Source organism: Halobacteriovorax marinus SJ, assembly GCF_000210915.2.
Taxonomy (GTDB): Bacteria; Bdellovibrionota; Bacteriovoracia; order Bacteriovoracales; family Bacteriovoracaceae; genus Halobacteriovorax; species Halobacteriovorax marinus.
This window is the reverse complement of sequence record NC_016620.1, coordinates 627,224-644,013: the sequence shown is the minus strand read 5'-3', so window position 1 is coordinate 644,013 and position 16,790 is coordinate 627,224. Positions and strand designations below refer to the sequence as shown.

Annotated in this window: 20 protein-coding genes; 10 read left to right on the top strand and 10 right to left on the bottom strand. The window is 37.2% G+C overall.

Annotated elements, in window-relative coordinates:
• Positions 1-11: 11 nt before the first annotated feature.
• On the bottom strand, positions 12-1,259 hold the full coding sequence (gene rho / locus BMS_RS03050) for a transcription termination factor Rho (protein WP_014243319.1): 1,248 nt from the start codon (positions 1,257-1,259) through the stop codon (positions 12-14).
• Positions 1,260-1,452: 193 nt separating this feature from the next.
• Here rho and ruvX point away from each other — a divergent pair, with 193 nt between their 5' ends.
• Together ruvX and mltG are read left to right on the top strand one after the other, a co-directional pair.
• A complete protein-coding gene (ruvX, locus tag BMS_RS03045; RefSeq protein WP_014243318.1) occupies positions 1,453-1,914 on the top strand; it encodes a Holliday junction resolvase RuvX in 462 nt (153 codons plus the stop codon).
• Between the two features lie 50 nt (positions 1,915-1,964).
• Positions 1,965-2,999 (top strand): endolytic transglycosylase MltG, encoded by a 1,035-nt coding sequence (gene mltG, locus BMS_RS03040; protein WP_052590565.1) that lies wholly within the window; start codon positions 1,965-1,967, stop codon positions 2,997-2,999.
• A gap of 17 nt (positions 3,000-3,016) precedes the next feature.
• Here the strand turns inward: mltG and BMS_RS03035 are convergent, their stop codons facing one another.
• Positions 3,017-3,493, bottom strand: a complete 477-nt coding sequence (locus tag BMS_RS03035; protein ID WP_044557230.1) for a flavin reductase family protein — start codon at positions 3,491-3,493, stop codon at positions 3,017-3,019.
• 173 nt (positions 3,494-3,666) lie between these two features.
• On the opposite strand from BMS_RS03035, the gene BMS_RS03030 reads away from it, so the two are divergent.
• Positions 3,667-4,038, top strand: coding sequence for a TraR/DksA family transcriptional regulator (locus tag BMS_RS03030; RefSeq protein ID WP_044557229.1), 372 nt, complete (start codon positions 3,667-3,669; stop codon positions 4,036-4,038).
• A 121-nt stretch (positions 4,039-4,159) separates the two neighbouring features.
• On the top strand, positions 4,160-4,771 hold the full coding sequence (gene trhA, locus BMS_RS03025; protein ID WP_014243315.1) for a PAQR family membrane homeostasis protein TrhA: 612 nt from the start codon (positions 4,160-4,162) through the stop codon (positions 4,769-4,771).
• Here the strand turns inward: trhA and BMS_RS03020 are convergent.
• Positions 4,768-4,986, bottom strand: coding sequence for a hypothetical protein (locus BMS_RS03020; RefSeq protein ID WP_044557228.1), 219 nt, complete (start codon positions 4,984-4,986; stop codon positions 4,768-4,770). The two genes, trhA and BMS_RS03020, sit on opposite strands and share 4 nt — an antisense overlap.
• Positions 4,987-5,304: 318 nt before the next feature.
• On the opposite strand from BMS_RS03020, the gene BMS_RS16660 reads away from it, so the two are divergent.
• A complete protein-coding gene (locus BMS_RS16660; protein ID WP_014243313.1) occupies positions 5,305-6,597 on the top strand; it encodes a S8 family peptidase in 1,293 nt (430 codons plus the stop codon).
• Here the strand turns inward: BMS_RS16660 and BMS_RS03010 are convergent.
• Positions 6,594-7,250 (bottom strand): hypothetical protein, encoded by a 657-nt coding sequence (locus BMS_RS03010; protein ID WP_014243312.1) that lies wholly within the window; start codon positions 7,248-7,250, stop codon positions 6,594-6,596. The genes BMS_RS16660 and BMS_RS03010 overlap by 4 nt on opposite strands.
• A gap of 85 nt (positions 7,251-7,335) precedes the next feature.
• Here BMS_RS03010 and lnt point away from each other — a divergent pair, with 85 nt between their 5' ends.
• Positions 7,336-8,955, top strand: a complete 1,620-nt coding sequence (lnt, locus tag BMS_RS03005; protein ID WP_014243311.1) for an apolipoprotein N-acyltransferase — start codon at positions 7,336-7,338, stop codon at positions 8,953-8,955.
• On the opposite strand, the gene BMS_RS03000 is transcribed toward lnt, so the two are convergent.
• Positions 8,952-9,935, bottom strand: coding sequence for a KpsF/GutQ family sugar-phosphate isomerase (locus BMS_RS03000; RefSeq protein ID WP_044557227.1), 984 nt, complete (start codon positions 9,933-9,935; stop codon positions 8,952-8,954). The genes lnt and BMS_RS03000 overlap by 4 nt on opposite strands.
• Positions 9,936-10,067: 132 nt before the next feature.
• Between BMS_RS03000 and BMS_RS02995 the strand changes: the two genes are divergently transcribed.
• A complete protein-coding gene (locus BMS_RS02995) occupies positions 10,068-10,556 on the top strand; it encodes a hypothetical protein (RefSeq protein ID WP_157765636.1) in 489 nt (162 codons plus the stop codon).
• Here BMS_RS02995 and BMS_RS02990 read toward each other — a convergent pair whose 3' ends face one another.
• From BMS_RS02990 to BMS_RS02970, 5 genes are all read right to left on the bottom strand, one after another.
• A complete protein-coding gene (locus tag BMS_RS02990) occupies positions 10,557-11,330 on the bottom strand; it encodes a HEAT repeat domain-containing protein (protein ID WP_014243308.1) in 774 nt (257 codons plus the stop codon).
• Between the two features lie 17 nt (positions 11,331-11,347).
• On the bottom strand, positions 11,348-12,328 hold the full coding sequence (locus BMS_RS16655; RefSeq protein WP_014243307.1) for a hypothetical protein: 981 nt from the start codon (positions 12,326-12,328) through the stop codon (positions 11,348-11,350).
• A gap of 85 nt (positions 12,329-12,413) precedes the next feature.
• Positions 12,414-13,271 (bottom strand): inositol monophosphatase family protein, encoded by an 858-nt coding sequence (locus BMS_RS02980; protein WP_052590564.1) that lies wholly within the window; start codon positions 13,269-13,271, stop codon positions 12,414-12,416.
• On the bottom strand, positions 13,255-13,497 hold the full coding sequence (locus BMS_RS02975; RefSeq protein WP_014243305.1) for a DNA gyrase inhibitor YacG: 243 nt from the start codon (positions 13,495-13,497) through the stop codon (positions 13,255-13,257). The genes BMS_RS02980 and BMS_RS02975 overlap by 17 nt, the downstream gene beginning before the upstream one ends.
• The gene (locus tag BMS_RS02970) at positions 13,484-14,284 is read right to left on the bottom strand and encodes an aminotransferase class IV (protein WP_014243304.1); all 801 of its coding nucleotides are present in this window, start codon (positions 14,282-14,284) and stop codon (positions 13,484-13,486) included. Before BMS_RS02970 ends, BMS_RS02975 begins: the two co-directional genes overlap by 14 nt.
• A gap of 69 nt (positions 14,285-14,353) precedes the next feature.
• On the opposite strand from BMS_RS02970, the gene BMS_RS02965 reads away from it, so the two are divergent.
• The 3 genes from BMS_RS02965 to BMS_RS02955 are packed head-to-tail and all read left to right on the top strand — an operon-like array spanning position 14,354 to position 16,785.
• On the top strand, positions 14,354-15,292 hold the full coding sequence (locus BMS_RS02965; protein ID WP_044557226.1) for a ketol-acid reductoisomerase: 939 nt from the start codon (positions 14,354-14,356) through the stop codon (positions 15,290-15,292).
• A gap of 7 nt (positions 15,293-15,299) precedes the next feature.
• Positions 15,300-16,106: a 3-methyl-2-oxobutanoate hydroxymethyltransferase gene (gene panB, locus BMS_RS02960; protein ID WP_014243302.1), complete on the top strand. Its 807-nt coding sequence runs from the start codon at positions 15,300-15,302 to the stop codon at positions 16,104-16,106.
• Positions 16,084-16,785 carry a type III pantothenate kinase gene (locus tag BMS_RS02955; RefSeq protein WP_014243301.1) on the top strand — a complete coding sequence of 234 codons (702 nt, stop codon included), beginning with the start codon at positions 16,084-16,086 and terminating at the stop codon, positions 16,783-16,785. The genes panB and BMS_RS02955 overlap by 23 nt, the downstream gene beginning before the upstream one ends.
• The last annotated feature ends 5 nt before the right edge of the window (positions 16,786-16,790 follow it).

Below are 16,790 nucleotides of genomic sequence, written 5' to 3'. Positions count from 1 at the left end.
ATTCTTTAACTTTAAGAGTTCATTGATTCTAAGAACTCTGCATTCGTCTTAGTCTTAGTAACTCTTTGGAGCATAAACTCCATCGCATCAATCGTAGACATTGGGTGAAGAACCTTTCTTAAAACATAAGTTCTTTGTAGATCGAGTGGATCCATTAAGAGGTCTTCTTTACGAGTTGATGACTTATTAATATCTAGAGCAGGGAAAATTCTCTTCTCTAAAAGTTTTCTATCAAGTTGAATTTCTGAGTTACCTGTACCTTTGAATTCTTCAAAGATAACTTCATCCATTCTTGAACCAGTATCTACAAGAGCTGTTGCAATAATTGTTAATGATCCACCATTTTCAATATTTCTTGCAGCTCCAAAGAATCTCTTTGGTCTGTGAAGTGCATTTGAATCAACACCACCAGATAAGATTTTACCAGAAGGTGGAACAACTGTGTTATATGCACGAGCAAGACGAGTAATTGAATCTAATAGAATAACAACGTCATCACCTGCTTCAGTTAAACGCTTCGCTTTCTCTAAAACCATTTCAGCAACTTGAACGTGTCTATTTGCAGGCTCATCAAACGTACTTGAAACAACTTCAGCTTGAACGTTTCTCTTCATATCTGTTACTTCTTCCGGTCTTTCATCGATTAGAAGAACAATTAATTTCGCATCTGGATGATTATCAGTAATTGAGTTGGCCACTTCCTGAAGTAGCATTGTCTTACCGGCCTTAGGTGGTGCAACGATTAGACATCTTTGTCCAAAACCTTGAGGAACAAATAGATTAATCATTCTTGTAGAGTAATTAGTTGGCTTTGACTCTAAGTTAATCTGCTTATCAGGGTACAGTGGAGTTAGGTTATCAAAGAGTACTGTTTTCTTATGTGCTTCTGGTGTTTGACCATTAATTGTTTGAACTTTTAATAGAGCAAAGTATCTTTCATTATCTTTTGGAGGTCTTATCTGTCCCTCTAATGAGTCACCTTTTCTAAGACCAAATCTTCTAATTTGACTTGGAGATACATAAATATCATCGGCACCAGGAAGGTAGTTATAACCAGGAGATCTTAGGAAACCAAAACCATCTGGAAGGATCTCTAGAACACCTGAACCAAAAATATCTTCTTTATTTTTAGCTGATGTTTTTAGAAGAGCGAAAATTAATTCGTGAGTTTTCATCCCCGACGCATTTTCTACTTTTAACTTTTCACCCATCTTAATGAGTTCTTTAATTTCCTTTTCTCTTAGGTCATTAAGGTGCATTAATCCTTTCTCCTGATAATATATAATTTTGGATTATAATTTGTGGTTCTCACGCCCCGAGGCTTTTATTTGATATTAATTTCGAGGGAATTTATAACTGAGTTAGTGGTTTAATTATCGTTGATGGCGCGCAAAATTGTCAAGATGATATTGCTTGCCACGGGGCAAAATCTTAGTTACATAGTTAATCACTATGCAAAATGAATTCGAATCCTATGAGAACTTCAACAAATTCAAAGGCTTGAACATTCTCTCCATTGATTACGGTCTTAAAGTCACAGGACTTGCCTGCTACTGCCCAGGCAGGGAACCATTTCCTCAAGCTAGAGGAAGAATTATTTATCAAAGCGATGAACAACTCATCGATGAACTATCTCTCATTATAGAAGAAGATTTCTTCGAGGTTATTGTCTTAGGTATCCCCTTTTATCTCGACGGAAATGAGTCAGAGATGACGAAGAAAGTGCGACAATTTAAAACATTATTAGAAGAAAAATTTAGTGATCTTCAGATCTATGAACAGGACGAAACTCTAAGCTCAAATGCCGCACAAGAGAGAATGAAGAACTCTCCTCAATTTAACTTTAAGGTAGACCCAAAGAGAATTGATGAAGTCGCGGCCACTATCATTCTAGAAGACTTTATGAGGAATTAAATTCTTTAGACTTGTCGAGAATCACTTTGACCATTATCCTTGGAACTATTATGACAAAGAAACATTTATTTATATTTTTAGTATTGGGTCCACTCCTAGGTATCTTTGCTGGTGGATTAAAAGTTTATTACTCTATCGCAATTTGGAAATATCAAGGTCCCGAAAAGACTTTTGTGATTAAACCAGGAGAAGGTTTCTCTAAGATTAATCATCACCTAGCGACGCAAGAACTTATCAGTAGTTCAAAACTCTTTTACCGCTACAATAAGATCAATAATTCATTGAGTGATTTTAAGGCAGGAAATTATATTATAAAGCCTGGAACAAATATGCTCGATATCATTACTATTCTTACAACAGGTAAAGGGCAGACGATTTCTGTTACAATTCCTGAAGGTAAGAACCTCTTTCAAATTGCAGATATCTTATCAGCTGAGAAAGTTACCGATAAAGAGAGCTTTATAAAGTTATCAAAAAGTCCTGACTTTGTTTCTTCTTTAGGTATCCCTGCTTCGCGAGTTGAAGGCTACCTCTACCCAGAGACTTACCACTTTGCGAAGAATACTCCTGCGGCGACTGTAATTAAGACAATGGTAAATACGTTTAATAATAAAACGGCTGAGGTTGATTTTTCAAAATCAAAACTCTCTAAACACTCAGTTATTATTTTGGCCTCTGTCGTAGAAAAAGAAACTGGCGCTAGTTTTGAGCGACCTCAAATTGCAGGAGTGTTTCACAATAGATTAAAGAAGAGAATGAGACTACAGTCTGACCCTACGACAATTTATGGAATATGGGAAAACTACAATGGCAACCTTAGAAAGAAACATCTACTAGAGAGAACAGAATATAATACTTATAAAATACCTGCTCTTCCTATTGGGCCTATTTCTAATCCAGGACTGGAATCTATTAAAGCTGTACTCAGCCCTGACACTCACAAGTACCTCTACTTTGTAAGCAAGAACGATGGTACACATATTTTCTCTGAAACTTATAAGCAACATAGAAGAGCTGTTAATGAGTTTCAAAAGAATGCTAAGAATAGAAAAGGAAAATCTTGGAGAGACCTTAATAAGAAATAGGTCTCCCCAATGAGTTGCTAGTAATCTAAACCTGTCGCTCTGGTGTGTACCTTAATTGGTGCCCCTTCACTTAGGGTGTAGCTAGCAGTAACCTCTGCAATTATTATTTCATGGTCTCCTGGCTTAATAGAGTCCTTCACTCTGCACTCCAAAACAGACTTCGCATCCTTTAGAACAACTCCTCCCGCCTCAGACATATTACAATCCATTTTATCAAAGGGAGAATCTGCAGGATCATAACCACTCCAAAAGTGTTTTAAGTAACCCATCTCATGTTCGCCCACGACATTTACTGTAAATGTTTTACCCGACATAATTGCTTCGTATCCCGGACGAGATTTATTTATAGCAATTGAGATTAACAGAGGATCAAAACTCACCTGCTGCACCCAACTTGCCAAGTAACCCTGCTTAACTCCACCGTCGGAAACTGCGACTATAAAGAGCCCTGAAGGAATATGTCCAATGGCCTTTGCTGCTTCTTTCTTATTCATAAAACCTCCTCAAATACACGAGACTTTTGATCTGCTAATGATAAATTATTCCCATTTCTCCCTGCATAATTTTTAGCTTGTATTGTACACAACCAATGTTTACAATATTGTGTGGGCCAACCATGCTCAACAAATGTAAAATTGTTGTTGCCAAGTATTCAAGGAGGAATAGTATGGGAAAGGTCAATCTCGAACACTTTAAGACAATTCTACTAAAGAAACGTCAGGAAATTCTTAATGGTGGGCTACTCAAGTCTACAGAAGATCTTCAAATTTCAAGCGATGACCTGGCTGACGAAGCAGACCTAGCTCAAAGTGTAATAAATCAACAAGTTACTTTTAATATGCGCCAAAGAGAGCTCTCTAAGCTTAGAGCAATTGAAGAGGCCCTTGAAAGAGTTGAAGACGGTACTTATGGGTTCTGTGACGATTGTGATGAACCTATTGGTAAGAAGAGACTTGAAAATCAACCTTGGACTACTTTGTGCATAACTCATGCTGAAGAACAAGAAAGAGAACAAGGTCGTTTCGGTCGTGTTGGATAATTCACTACTTAAATTTACTTCATAAACAAGGAGCTTTCATAGCTCCTTTTTTTATGTAAAAAAAATGTAATACCTTAGAAGTCACCTTCTCTACGCTCTTATCTCATGTATAGTATGGATTATGAATTCGAGAAATATCAGTGGCTATACAGATAATGAAGAGATTGCAAACACCCTTACTCACTTTCTAGGGATTGTCCTTTCAATTTATGTCATACTCTCATTTCTAAGCTTAGGTGCTAGTTACCTCGTCTACGGACTTTCTCTGCTTGCACTTTATTGTTCCTCTACTTTCTATCACTTAACAAGAATTGAGAGCCGAAAACTACTTTTTAAGAAATTCGATCATATATGTATCTATTATTTAATAGCAGGTTCTTATACACCAATAATGATGAATAAAGTTGGCGGACAACTTGGAGTAACGGTAACCATTCTAGTTTGGATCATTGCCTTCTTTGGAACGATCTATAAACTTAAGTCCCGTAAAAGTAATAAAATTATCTCTACGCTTTCATACCTCATTATGGGTTGGTTAGTAGTCTTCTTCTGGGCAGATGTTTTTAAGGCCCTAAGTCACGAGAGTTTGAAATGGTTAGCGACAGGAGGAATCCTCTATTCCGTAGGAGTCATTTTCTACTCCCTAAAGAAGATTCCCTATACACACGCCATTTGGCATCTCTTTGTTCTCGCTGGTAGTTTCGCCCACTATATTTGCATTAAATCTGCTTAGTTAAAATCTACACCAGCAAATTGAATCGCTTTAGTTTGTGAAGCATTCTCAATTAGCTTTGTCACTTCTCTCTCAAGTTTAAAGTCATTTCTAAAGATAGCTTCGTTTCTAATCTCTTGATGAGAGTCGATGCTCCTTGTACGCTGACTTTGGCAAGAAACCATCGAAGCTAAAATCATAAATACGAATGATAAAGAAAATAAAACTGATTTCATTTGGACTTCCCTGTTCTCTATTTCACTGGTGATCAATCCGTGATCACTACTTAATTTAAAGCAATCTAGATGCCAGTTTTTACCTCATGAGTTCAACAACTTAGGGCACCCGTCAGGAGACCAGGGCCACTTCGCTCTGATCTTTTGTCACCAAAATGACTCACTAACTTTTTGACGGCCATCTTCGACAAAGTGACTAACTTTTAAACACTATTCATAAGCTTAGACAATTTACACACCTAAAACCCCCTCTAACCCACTGGATATACTGAGCTTTATTTGGCCTAAAGATTGCTTATATAAAAAGGGATTACAGAAATGTACTCAATCGAGACATTTCAAAAAAGATTGATTATTATTGCGATGGAGATTCATCTAATGTCACAAACATTTAGACCGAAAATTACAAATGTTCTTCTTACTCTGGGCCTAACTCTAAGCCTAGGGACAGCAACTTCTTATGCTGACGCAGGTAAGGCGAGAAAATCTAGCCTTAGTCCTGAGATGCTTAAGAAAGTAACAAAGAAGAAGTACTTCAAGCCTAGTGAAGCAGTTGTAAGAGATGCTGACTCTTTAGACCTCACACTTCTTAAGTCGACTTATGCAAGCTGGGGAGTTGATCCAGATAATAAATCGTCTTCAATCAATCTCATTGAAGCTTGGAGAAACTATAAGAAGAAAAAGGATATTGTCGTTGCAGTTATCGATACTGGAATTGACCCAGAACATCCATTTCTAAAAAATAATATTCACGTTCTTCAAGGTCACGAAAGTCTTCTTAACTATGGAGTTGATTTTTCAAAAGGAAGAACAGCACTTAATAAGCCAAATGATGATCACGGACACGGAACTCACGTTGCAGGAATCATCAAGAGTGTTTTCCCAAAAGTACAAATCCTAACGCTTAAGTACTACAATAGAAATGCAAACGGACAAGATAATTTAAACTCAACAATTGAAGCACTAGAATATGCCGTAAATAAGGGTGTTGATATCATCAATTACTCAGGTGGTGGTCCAGAGCCAGATAGAAGAGAATTAGAGATCCTAAAGAAAGCTGAAGAGAAAGGAATCCTTGTTGTTGCAGCAGCAGGAAATGAAGAATCAAATATCGATAATAAAGATAATGCTTACTACCCAGCAAGCTACGGGTTAAAGAATATCATTACTGTTACAGCTCATAACCAAAGTAAGCAAGTTTTAAGCTCATCTAACTTTGGAAAGAAAACAGTAGATATTTCTGCTCCAGGTTACAGAATAAAGTCTGCCCTTCCTCATAGCCGTTCAGGTTATTTAACAGGAACAAGTCAGGCGACAGCATTTGTTTCAGGTGTAACAGCTTTAATTAAGTCTCACTACCCGCAACTATCTGCTGAAGAATTAAAGATGATTATTAAGAAATCGGCGAAGCAGGAAATCACTCTAAGCGAAAAGTGTAGCTCAGGTGGAAGACTGGATGCTTCTAAGGCCCATACACTGGCCGCAGAATTTACAAGAGAGTCAAGCGAGCCAACAAATATTGCGAAAGACTCTAAAGTAAAAAGAGAAGTCGCTCAAAAGTTTAATGAGAAGAAAGAAAAAGGTAAAATCTTTTTAAGAAGAGCAAACTAATAATTAAAAAGCATATATCGGTAAAGAGATAGCGCAGCAGCAACGACCCCAAGTCCCCCCAAGAACGTAGTCGCTATCACTCCAACCCTCACCAATCCAAATACTCTAAAATCTAAAATACTTAATATCAAAGAAGGCGATTTTTCTTTTGCTTCCTTGGCATACTTTATTGAATCGTTAATTTTTAGATATAAGCTTTGAAGCTCAGAATTTTCATCTACATTCTTCCACAACTCATCTTCATTCACACCGTACTTAATTAACTCCATAATCAAGTCAGTAAACTCTTGGAGGTAGAGGTTTCGATCCTCTACTCTAAAATTAGCTCTATTATAGAAGTAATCTAAGAGAACATTATAGCGCATTAGAAGCTTTCTCTTATATCTATTGAAGTTGGGCGAATCAAAGTGCTCTAGATCTTCATGTAATTTAGTAATAGGCCCTAGGCTCTCCCAATAATTTTCTCGAATACTGTAGAAACTCTTCTCTCCGAGAGGGTCCCCTAGAAAATCAAAATCAACTTGCAGTCCACACGATTCACACTCTCCATTATCTAAAAAAACGGAGTTACACTTTTGACAGCGCTTGATCTCATTTACTCGTGTATGTAGAAAATTTGAATTACCCTTCCTTGGGTCTATATTTAAATCCATAATAAAATTGTACTATTAAAATCTCAAAATTGGCAATTTCTAGTTTCCTAAGTATTATTTAATAAATTTTTAGAAAGAGAATACTATGACAACACCATTTAACAATAAATGGATAGCCACCACAATGATTCCTCTATTTGGTGGACTTCTATACGCGACTTCATTTCCAATGACCTTCGCACCAAGCTTTCCTCTAGGTACTATTTTAGGGATGACTTGCCTTCTTTACTCTCTAGCTTTTACTCAGCAAGAGATGGAAGAGAAAAGTGTATGGCAAGAACTAATAAGTGTTCTCTTCTTCTCTATTGGCTACAATACTCTTGGTTATTATTGGATTCCTGAGACATTAAAAGTCTTTGGTGATATTCCTTTCCCCATCAATTGGCTACTTGGTGTCTTCTTCTCATTAATCATTTGTCCACACCTCATCATTTTTGTTATTGGACACAGACTCTATAAGAGACTCTCCATTAAATCGAGCTTTCTCGTTTCATCAGTTACGAGTAGGCACTTAATATACGCTCTTGTACTAACGCTTATTGAGAGATTTACTCCACAACAATTCCCTGCCCACATAGGGCATGCCTGGCTAAACCTAGCTCCCAACCTTGGATTAGCTCCAATTTTTGGTGCTCCTGTTTACTCGTTTATGAGCTTTTGGTTGGCCCTAATGATTGCCCACAGACTTAAGCATTGGGTTACTCATTACTTTGCTCCAGTTGCCTTTATTATCTTTCTAATTGTAAATTTGGCACTTCCTCTTCAAAGAACACAAGATGAGGGCTCTACAACTCACACTATAAGATTAGTTCAGGCGAATATTGGAAATTTTGTCAAAGTGAATTCAGAAAGTGGTAAACCATTTGCCTTTAACGAAGTCTATGAGAGATATTTTAGATTAAGTACAAAAGAGACTGATAAGAATATTGATCTTATTTTTTGGCCTGAGACCGCCTACCCTAGACTACTTCAATCATTTAAGATGGAAGTCGATCCACGTTTTACACCTCCACTCATTAAAGAAGTGGCTAAAAAGATGAATGCAGAGGTTTTCACTGGTGGGTATGATAAGTCAGCTACTGAAAATGAAAACGACTTTCAAACTGAATACAATGCTGCATTTCATTTCAGCAGGGATGGAAAGTTAAAAAATAAATTTCATAAAATGAAGTTAATTCCATTCGGAGAAGGACTTCCATTTGGACCTTTCAATGAATTTCTCGCGGGCTATATTCAAAATATCTCCTTCTTTGCTAGTGGAGATCACTACACACTCTTTAAGACATCAAAGGGAACTCCATTTAGTGCGGCTATTTGCTATGAGATTTTGTTCTCAAACTTTATCAAAGATAATCTCAATACTCTTGATCAGCAGCCAGACTTTCTAGTGAATCTAACTAATGATAGCTGGTATGGAAGAACTGCAGAGCCAGAGCAGCACCTCTTTCTAGCAAAGTGGCGAGCACTAGAATTTAATATTCCAATAGTGCGAATGACTAATACTGGTATTACTTCTGTAATCTATCAAGATGGTAGTGAAACTCCAAGGAGTGAGCTCTTTGAAGAGGTTGTTCAAGATATTGAATTAAAGACAAATACAAGAGAGAGAACTATCTACCAAGAATTTGGCTTATTCCCCACTCTTGTTCTCTTTATGATCCTAATGATTATCTCTCTTTCAATTAGAAAGTTTACACGTAACTAAGACTTGCGACTAAGACCTGCTTTTAGTAGGTCGTGCAATCTAATAAGACCATAGAATTCACTTCCCTCTACCACGGGAACAACATTCAATGGTCTCTCTCTATTTTCCATTAAACCAAGAGCATCAAATGCTAACGTCGCCCTAGAGACCGTACTTGGCTTTGCATTTAATATATTTGTTACACTTACTTGAAGGTTTCCATCTCCAGTAGAGAGGCAACGTCTTATATCACCTTCGACAATTAGTCCTACAAACTTATTATTATCGATTACAGCACAAGCTCCGAGTGGCCTTTGAGTCATCTCAAGAATGACATCTTTAAGTGTGGCCTTTGAATCAACCACAGCACAATCTTTTTTGTGTGACATCAGGTCTTGAACCTTCATTCTTAGACTCTTTCCTAAGAATCCACCTGGATGATTTTCAGCAAAACCTTCTTTAGATAAATTTACAATATGCTCAAATAAAACAGCCAGAGCATCACCCATGGCGAGAGAAACAGTTGAACTTGTAGTTGGTGCCTGATTATTAATACAGGCTTCTTTCTCTACACTACAATCAAAAACTACGGCGCACTCTTTTCCAATTGGTGAATCGACAGCCCCTAGTAGACCTATACGGTTCTCTTTCTTTACCTTTAGAAATGGAAGTATTTTCAAAATTTCTTCGGTTGTCCCCGATTTTGATAGAAAGACGATAACATCGCTCTCTCGAACTCGCCCAAGATCTCCGTGAAGAGCTTCTGTTGGATGAAGAAGAAATGATCTAAGTCCTAGTGATGTAAATGTAGAAGCAAGTTTAGCTCCGATTAAACCTGACTTACCAACTCCACAAAAGACAATGTCTCCACCAGATAGAATTAATTTATTAAAGACTTCTTCCATCAATTCTACTTCAGCACTTTTAAGCTTACTCGCAGCTATTTCAATTGATTTGGCCTCTAAATTTAAAACATCTCTTAAAATTTCGATTTTACTCATAACTTTCTCAATATTTTCTTGGGTGAACAAATTATCTGAGTTAAAATTATAACAATGTTAAAACAATTTTATTATCTTATTCTTACAAAAAAATTAATAAAAAAAGGAAGTTCTCTCCTTTTGCTCTCTCTAATGCTTAGTTTGAATAGTTGTTCTAGTTATCAACAATTCCAAGAAATAGCTGAAGAGTTTGAGATTCCATCTAAATTATTTAAATCCACTTATAATCAAACTTGGCAAGCTGTTCTGCAGATTATGCAAAAGTACGATTTGGCCCTTCAAAATCAAGAAGCAGGCGTAATTAAGACCAGATGGATAGATAATACCCTACAGCTAAACTTTGCAGACTCCTTCGGTAGTAGAGACTCTGTAAAGGCCGCAAAATTCAAACTCATCGTAAACGTTGTAAAAGGATTTAGTGGCTCAAGAGAAGTTGCTAAGGTTACTGTCTTTAAAAGACAGATGATTGAGCAAGATTTTCTTCAGGGCTGGAAAGTTGTGACATCTGATGGAATTTTAGAAAAGTCACTACTCTACAGAATCGAGCGAGTCATATCAATTGATAATAAGCTTAAAAAGATTGAAGAGCAGAGATCGAAAGAGCTAGAAGAGGCCTTCTAGCTAGATTGTTTTATTAGCAATTGCAATTTTCTTCCAAAAAATAGTCTTAACTTGCTTATCTCCTTTAGGAGATTTCTTACCAGTAATTTTCTCAAGAGAAGTATTCATTTCGTTAAAAATATCTTTGTACTTATCTTTTTGAATCATTGAAAGAAGTGGCGCTTTAGCCTTTTGAAATTTAAGCTCACCAACTGTGAGAATCGCCTTTTTAATAAGATTAGTTCTCTTGAGGTTTGCAGTTTTCTTATTATTTCCCTTAGGTGAATAGTAATTTCTCTTATCATAAAGCATTTGCCAAACGAATGGAGCTTCTGAAGTAAGGTTGAGCTTAGAGATATTATCTAGAGCCTGTGAGCGAACAATGAACGACTTATCTTTAAGGGCTTCACTAAAGTCTCTTTTATACTCACTCCCTTTAAGTGCAAGAAGGGTTTTTAAAGATGCCATTCTCATCACCCAGCTAGGATGCTTTAAGAATTTTGATATAAAAGGTGCTGACTTCTTCCCCATCACTTTTCCAAGCATAAAAGTTGCAACCCATCTATTCTTCTCAGGGTATTGACCACTCTTCATTACTTGAATAAGTGCAGGAACAGATTTTCCACTGTGGGAAAGAACTTCTTTTTTTAATGCAACAAGATCCTTCTTATCTGATTTCTTTGAGAACTTCTTTAGAAGTGACTCTGTAATAACTTTATCAGTCGCTTTAGCATCTACGCTAGCGTGAATAGAAAGAGAAGATGATAAGAGGGCAATTAATAAAAATCTTTTCATTTTCTACTTCCTTTTAATTAACCTAACATTTTTTCAAATTCTGATAATAATTCTTCTGCAGACTTTTGTTCACCATCGTTAACTGGCACATCATCAACAGGTGCTTCTTCCGCACTTGGCGTTGACTCTGAAATTGCTGCGGCCATCTGTGCTTCCAAGTCATCTTCTGACTCTGCCACTTCAGCAGGAATCTCCTCCGCCACTGGCTCTTCCACTGCAACTTCCGGTTCAGGTTCAGGCTCAGCTGCAGGCTCTGGAGCTGCTTCCTCTTGAGTAGGAGCATCAGCTTGGAGGTCTGCAATCTTCTTCTTAAGTTGATCATTTTCTTGCTGTAATCTTTTTAGATTCGCAAGATCTTCTTCAATAATTTCGTATTCCATAAGACGTTCTTTAAGCTCGTCTCTTTCTTTAGTTACTGCTGCTAACTCTGCACCAAGACCCTCTGTATCTGCACCACCACTACTCGCAGTTCCAGCAGCTGCAAGTTGAGCTCTTAGAGATTCAATTTCATCTTGAAGGATTTTAATTTCTTCTGACGAGTCCCCTGAACCAGCGTTTAGTGAAGCAGCTTGCATATCTCTTAGCTTATTATCAAGCTCTGTAATTTGTCTGTCTTTATCAGCAAGTCTCTGTGTTAATGAAGCAATCTCAGCAATCTTTTGATTTAACTCTTCTGAGCTATCACCACTAACTGAAACATTACCTGCAGGAAGGTCTCTCACAGGAACAACAGAAGGAATTCCATCCCCAATATCTAGGCCACCACCTCTAAATAGAGATGACTTGAGAGATGTTGAGTTTTGAATAATTGAATCGAGATAGTTCTTTAAAACACTAGCAGGAATTTGATGAGATAATTGATGAAATTTTCTCTTATTATAGTGCCAGTACCCTATTAAAATTACTAAAATTAAAACTAAAATAGACAGAGTTATAATAAGAGTCTCATCATTGAATTGAGCAACTTCTCTTACAAACCTTTTCATTGTCTCAGTCACACTTCCATCCTTGGAATATTTAAAGTTATATCTATTTAAAATTATAGAGTGATGCGAATTTTTGTCAACAGGTGAACATTAATTCTTAACGAGGGAATTGTGCCTTTAACTCTTTATAAAAAGGGCTTCTCGCCGCTAAAATAGAAGCAGTAAATGGTTGGAATGCCCGACCTTGAAAGTCTGTCACTTTTACCCCACTTTGCTCACATATAAGCCCGGCTGCGGCCATATCCCAAGGAGCGAGACCACTTTCCCAGAATCCATCGAAGACTCCACTGGCCACAAGACATAAATCCAGAGCGGCGCTGCCCATTCTTCTTATTCCACGTGACTTCTTCATTATCTGAACAAATTGGTCAAACTCTGTATTAAAGCACTTCCCTTTTTCTGTAACAAATCCAGTACTCAACATTGCTTCTTTAAGTTTTTTACGATTTACATTTGAATAGAGCTTCTTTGATTTTTGAGATTTTTGATAGTTGATAAAACGACTTTCAGCATACGAAGTTGCATAATAACAGTCACCATTTGAAGGTCTGTAGACAACTCCAAGAACCGGCTTGCCCATGTGTAATAGAGAGATACAAATGGCGTAGTAGTCTAGACCATTTAAAAAATTATTTGTTCCATCAAGCGGGTCAATAACCCATGTCCACTCTCGCTCTTTGAAGACTTGATACGCTTCTTTAGCATCACCAAATTGAACATAGGCACTCTCTTCGGCCAAAATATCATGCTCTGGAAAGCGCTTAGAAATTTCTTTTATAATAAATTTTTCTGATGCGAGATCTGCTGTTGAAGCAACCCCTTGAGCTTGCTTACTCGTAATCTCTAGAGAGCTAAGTTTCGTTTGATATTTTAGAAGAATCTTTCCTGCACTCTTTGCGAGATCCAGTGAGAAGAGGAGAGCATCATTTATATTTTTCTTATTGTTCTTTATCATCGTAGAAGTTTCCAAAGCCTTGATCACTTTCGTCAATTTCAAATTCATCGAAATCGAGTTCAGCATCTAAATTTCCTTTCACAGGGACAGTATAACCTTCATTCAACCAATGTCCCATATCGATCATTTTGCAACGTTCACTACAAAAAGGTCTAAACTCCCCTTCATAATAATTAAACTTCTTTTTACAGTGAGGGCACTTCACCTCTAACTTACGCTTGGTCATAATTTCTCACAAAAGTAATAAACTCTTCATCGATTTCTTTGAAGAACTTCCGCTCTAACTTGCGTGTACCCAATAAGTGAGCAGCACGAACACCCCTTAGTGCGTTAGTTAACCATACTTCATCACACGTCTCTAGATCATCTCTTAACAACTTTGTTTCTCTCACTATGAAGTTTCTACTTCTTAGAAAGTCTAATAAGAAGCTGCGACAAATTCCATCTAAAACACCCGGTACAAGTGATGGTGTTAATATTGTCTGGTCTTTAATTAAAAATATATTATTCGTTCCGCACTCTAGCAACTCACCTTCATAATTAAAGTAAATTAACTCTGAACAACCTCTTTTTCTAAGTTCACATGAGTGTTCTGTATAGTTGCCGATCTTTAAGTAATTTGGGAGCTCCCCTTTACCTTTAATCGTATTAGAGACTTCTAAATGTAACTCTCCCTCATTATCAATAAAAGGTAATTTATAGATAAAGAAGTCCACTTCATTATTTAAGTTTTTTACAAAAGTGATTCTAAAATAAAACTCACCTTCATTTTCATGAAGGGACTTTAATCCATCTAAGATTTGTTTTTCGAATTCTTTAAAATCACTATTCCAAAGAAAGTAGATAGAGCGAGCAAGCCTTCTTAAGTGATGATTTAACCCAAGGAAACTTCCACCTGAGAGTCGTATTGTCGTAAAGGGAGACTCCCCAAAAAATAGTCCTCTATTGAGACCCAATTTATCCCAATTTTCGGGAGTAAATATTTGATGATTATAGAATATATTAGCGCTCACAAGCTAGACCTTCATTGATTATACGACTTTCCAATGATAACTATTTGGCTACACAAAGGAAAGTTGCAAATGAATGAAGTCATCATCATTGGATTTGGCTCACAAGCAAAAGCTTGGGCCCTAAACTTTAGAGATTCTAAACGAGAATTGAAAATAGCGCTGAGAGAAAACTCTCCCTCGATTGCACTTGCTCAGAAGATGGGATTTGAAACAACTCTGCTCTCACAGCTCTCTGCGGAAAAAGCAAATACTTTTATTTTACTTACACCAGATCATACTCACCATGAGACTCTCGAACTTCTCGATCAACAATTGAGTGCGGGAGCAAATCTTGTCTATGCTCATGGTTATAGCTATAGCGCAAATAACTTCAAAGAAAAGTTTCCAAAATTCAATCACCTACTCTTGGCCCCTAAGGCAATTGCTAGTGAGCTTAGGTTTCAATATGAATCAGCAGGCAAGTTAGGGGCTGCCTTTAGCGTAGAAAATATAGAGGAAAATCAAAATCAGGCCAAGGAGCTTATCTTCTCTCTTGCTAAGGATATTGGAATTACGGCAGGACCGTACCCAACAACATTTCTTGAAGAAACCAACGCAGATCTCTTTAGTGAACAGACCTTACTATGTTCACTTCTCCCATATGGTGCGCTTCACGCTTATAACGAATTGAGAAAGCGAGGCGTTTCCCGTGAAATCGCATACTTAGAATGTTGGCTAGAGGTCAAGCTCATAGCTGATGCTATGGTGAAGATGGGGCCAGAGGAGTTTTTCCAATTAATTAGCCCCAACGCCTTACTGGGCGGAGAAAAGGCCCAGAAAGTTCTCTTTGATGAGAGCTATCATCATAAAATTGAGAAACTGGCCCAAGACATCTGGAATAAGGACTTTTTTACAGAGTGCCAAGGTCTTGATTTCAATACATTACGTTCTAGTGTATTAAGTAGATGGGCAAATGAAGAGCTGACCCAGACTCACAGAGAGTTATCATCTCAGCTCATTAACAAGTAGGTTTCATTTGAAAAAACTCACAACTCTTAAAATTAAAAGTCATAAACTTCAAAGGGAGAAGCATTCTTTGCAAATGCTAACTTGCTATGACTTTCAAACAGCACAGATGTTGGAACAGACAGGTATTGATATGCTCTTGGTTGGAGACAGTCTTGGCAACGTCATGCTTGGTTATGAGACTACAGTCCCAGTGAGTTTAGAGGAAATGAAAATCTTCTCAGCGGCAGTTAAAAGAGGTGCTCCTAATAAATTTATTGTCGCAGACTTACCATTTGGAAGCTACTCAACTCTTGAGCAAGGAATTGAGAGTGCAACTAAACTCTTTCAATATTCAAATGTAGAATCAATAAAACTAGAAGGGGCCTTTCCTTATCAATTAGAGCTAATAGAAAGACTCACTCAAATTGGTATTCCAGTTATGGGACACATTGGATTAACACCTCAATCTGTTCATGAATTAGGTGGATACTATGTTCACGGTAAGGATGATGCCTCGGCCAAGAAACTACTTGAGCAGGCCATTAATCTAGAGAAGGCAGGCGTATTCGCAGTTGTACTTGAATGTGTAAAAAGTGAAATCGCAACAGCAATTACAGAAAAGCTCTCAATCCCAACGATAGGAATTGGTGCTGGCAATAAAACAGACGGACAAGTCCTAGTTATAAACGACCTTTTAAAAGAAGGGCCGCACACGCCGCCAAAGTTTTGTACACCCATTGCTAATTTATTTGATTTGAAAAAAGATCTTATTACAAATTACTTAAATAAAAATCAAGAGGTCGCAAAAGCTAATGTACAACCTTCAGTCCATTGATAATGGCAATAGCCACCCTCATGTTGGACTCTTTGAAAAGGGTGAACTAAAGAGTGTCACGCCATTAGCGCAATTTCAATTTGATCAACAGATTGATGCTATTGCTTCAAGTGTCGGCCCGTCTAAAAATCTACAATCCATTAGCTATATCGATCTTAGACCTTACAGAAAAGAAGAGTCCTTCCTGGATATGCCAGTAGATTATGAAATGACTCTAGGTGAAGATAGACTTCATCAAGCCTATTATATTTTTAAAAAAGCCCATCCCGGACTTAGCCTATTAATAGATGCGGGTACATTTACAACTGTAGACTTTATTGATGAAAGTGGAATGAAAGGCGGATATATATTTCCAGGAGTTCAAACATTTTTAAACTCCTACTCTAGAGGGGATAAACTTCCAAGTTTAGCTAGTGCAGATAACTTCACTATTGATTTTGATATTCCTCACTCTACAAACGCTGCAATTGAAAATGCCATGAAAATTTCTCAGCTTTCTTGGTTAGAGAAAATTCTCTCTTCACACCCTATAGAACAAATATATTTAAGTGGTGGCCATGGATCACTATTTTCTAAGGCCTTAGAAGATCTTTTTAAAGGTAATGTTATTTTTGAAAAAAACCTCATCCACTTTTCTTTATATGAAATATACTTATATCTAAAGAATAATAACATCTAGGATTT

Coding starts and splice junctions, on each gene's coding strand:
- BMS_RS02990 (WP_014243308.1), bottom strand. CDS start 11,330: ATGAAAAGATTTTTATTAATTGCCCTCTTATCATCTTCTCTTTCTATT.
- BMS_RS02975 (WP_014243305.1), bottom strand. CDS start 13,497: ATGACCAAGCGTAAGTTAGAGGTGAAGTGCCCTCACTGTAAAAAGAAG.
- BMS_RS02965 (WP_044557226.1), top strand. CDS start 14,354: ATGAATGAAGTCATCATCATTGGATTTGGCTCACAAGCAAAAGCTTGG.
- ruvX (WP_014243318.1), top strand. CDS start 1,453: ATGCAAAATGAATTCGAATCCTATGAGAACTTCAACAAATTCAAAGGC.
- BMS_RS03010 (WP_014243312.1), bottom strand. CDS start 7,250: ATGGATTTAAATATAGACCCAAGGAAGGGTAATTCAAATTTTCTACAT.
- trhA (WP_014243315.1), top strand. CDS start 4,160: ATGAATTCGAGAAATATCAGTGGCTATACAGATAATGAAGAGATTGCA.
- BMS_RS03020 (WP_044557228.1), bottom strand. CDS start 4,986: ATGAAATCAGTTTTATTTTCTTTATCATTCGTATTTATGATTTTAGCT.
- BMS_RS02995 (WP_157765636.1), top strand. CDS start 10,068: ATGCTTAGTTTGAATAGTTGTTCTAGTTATCAACAATTCCAAGAAATA.
- lnt (WP_014243311.1), top strand. CDS start 7,336: ATGACAACACCATTTAACAATAAATGGATAGCCACCACAATGATTCCT.
- BMS_RS16660 (WP_014243313.1), top strand. CDS start 5,305: ATGTACTCAATCGAGACATTTCAAAAAAGATTGATTATTATTGCGATG.
- BMS_RS02980 (WP_052590564.1), bottom strand. CDS start 13,271: ATGATAAAGAACAATAAGAAAAATATAAATGATGCTCTCCTCTTCTCA.
- BMS_RS03000 (WP_044557227.1), bottom strand. CDS start 9,935: ATGAGTAAAATCGAAATTTTAAGAGATGTTTTAAATTTAGAGGCCAAA.
- BMS_RS03035 (WP_044557230.1), bottom strand. CDS start 3,493: ATGAATAAGAAAGAAGCAGCAAAGGCCATTGGACATATTCCTTCAGGG.
- BMS_RS02955 (WP_014243301.1), top strand. CDS start 16,084: ATGTACAACCTTCAGTCCATTGATAATGGCAATAGCCACCCTCATGTT.
- rho (WP_014243319.1), bottom strand. CDS start 1,259: ATGCACCTTAATGACCTAAGAGAAAAGGAAATTAAAGAACTCATTAAG.
- BMS_RS03030 (WP_044557229.1), top strand. CDS start 3,667: ATGGGAAAGGTCAATCTCGAACACTTTAAGACAATTCTACTAAAGAAA.
- mltG (WP_052590565.1), top strand. CDS start 1,965: ATGACAAAGAAACATTTATTTATATTTTTAGTATTGGGTCCACTCCTA.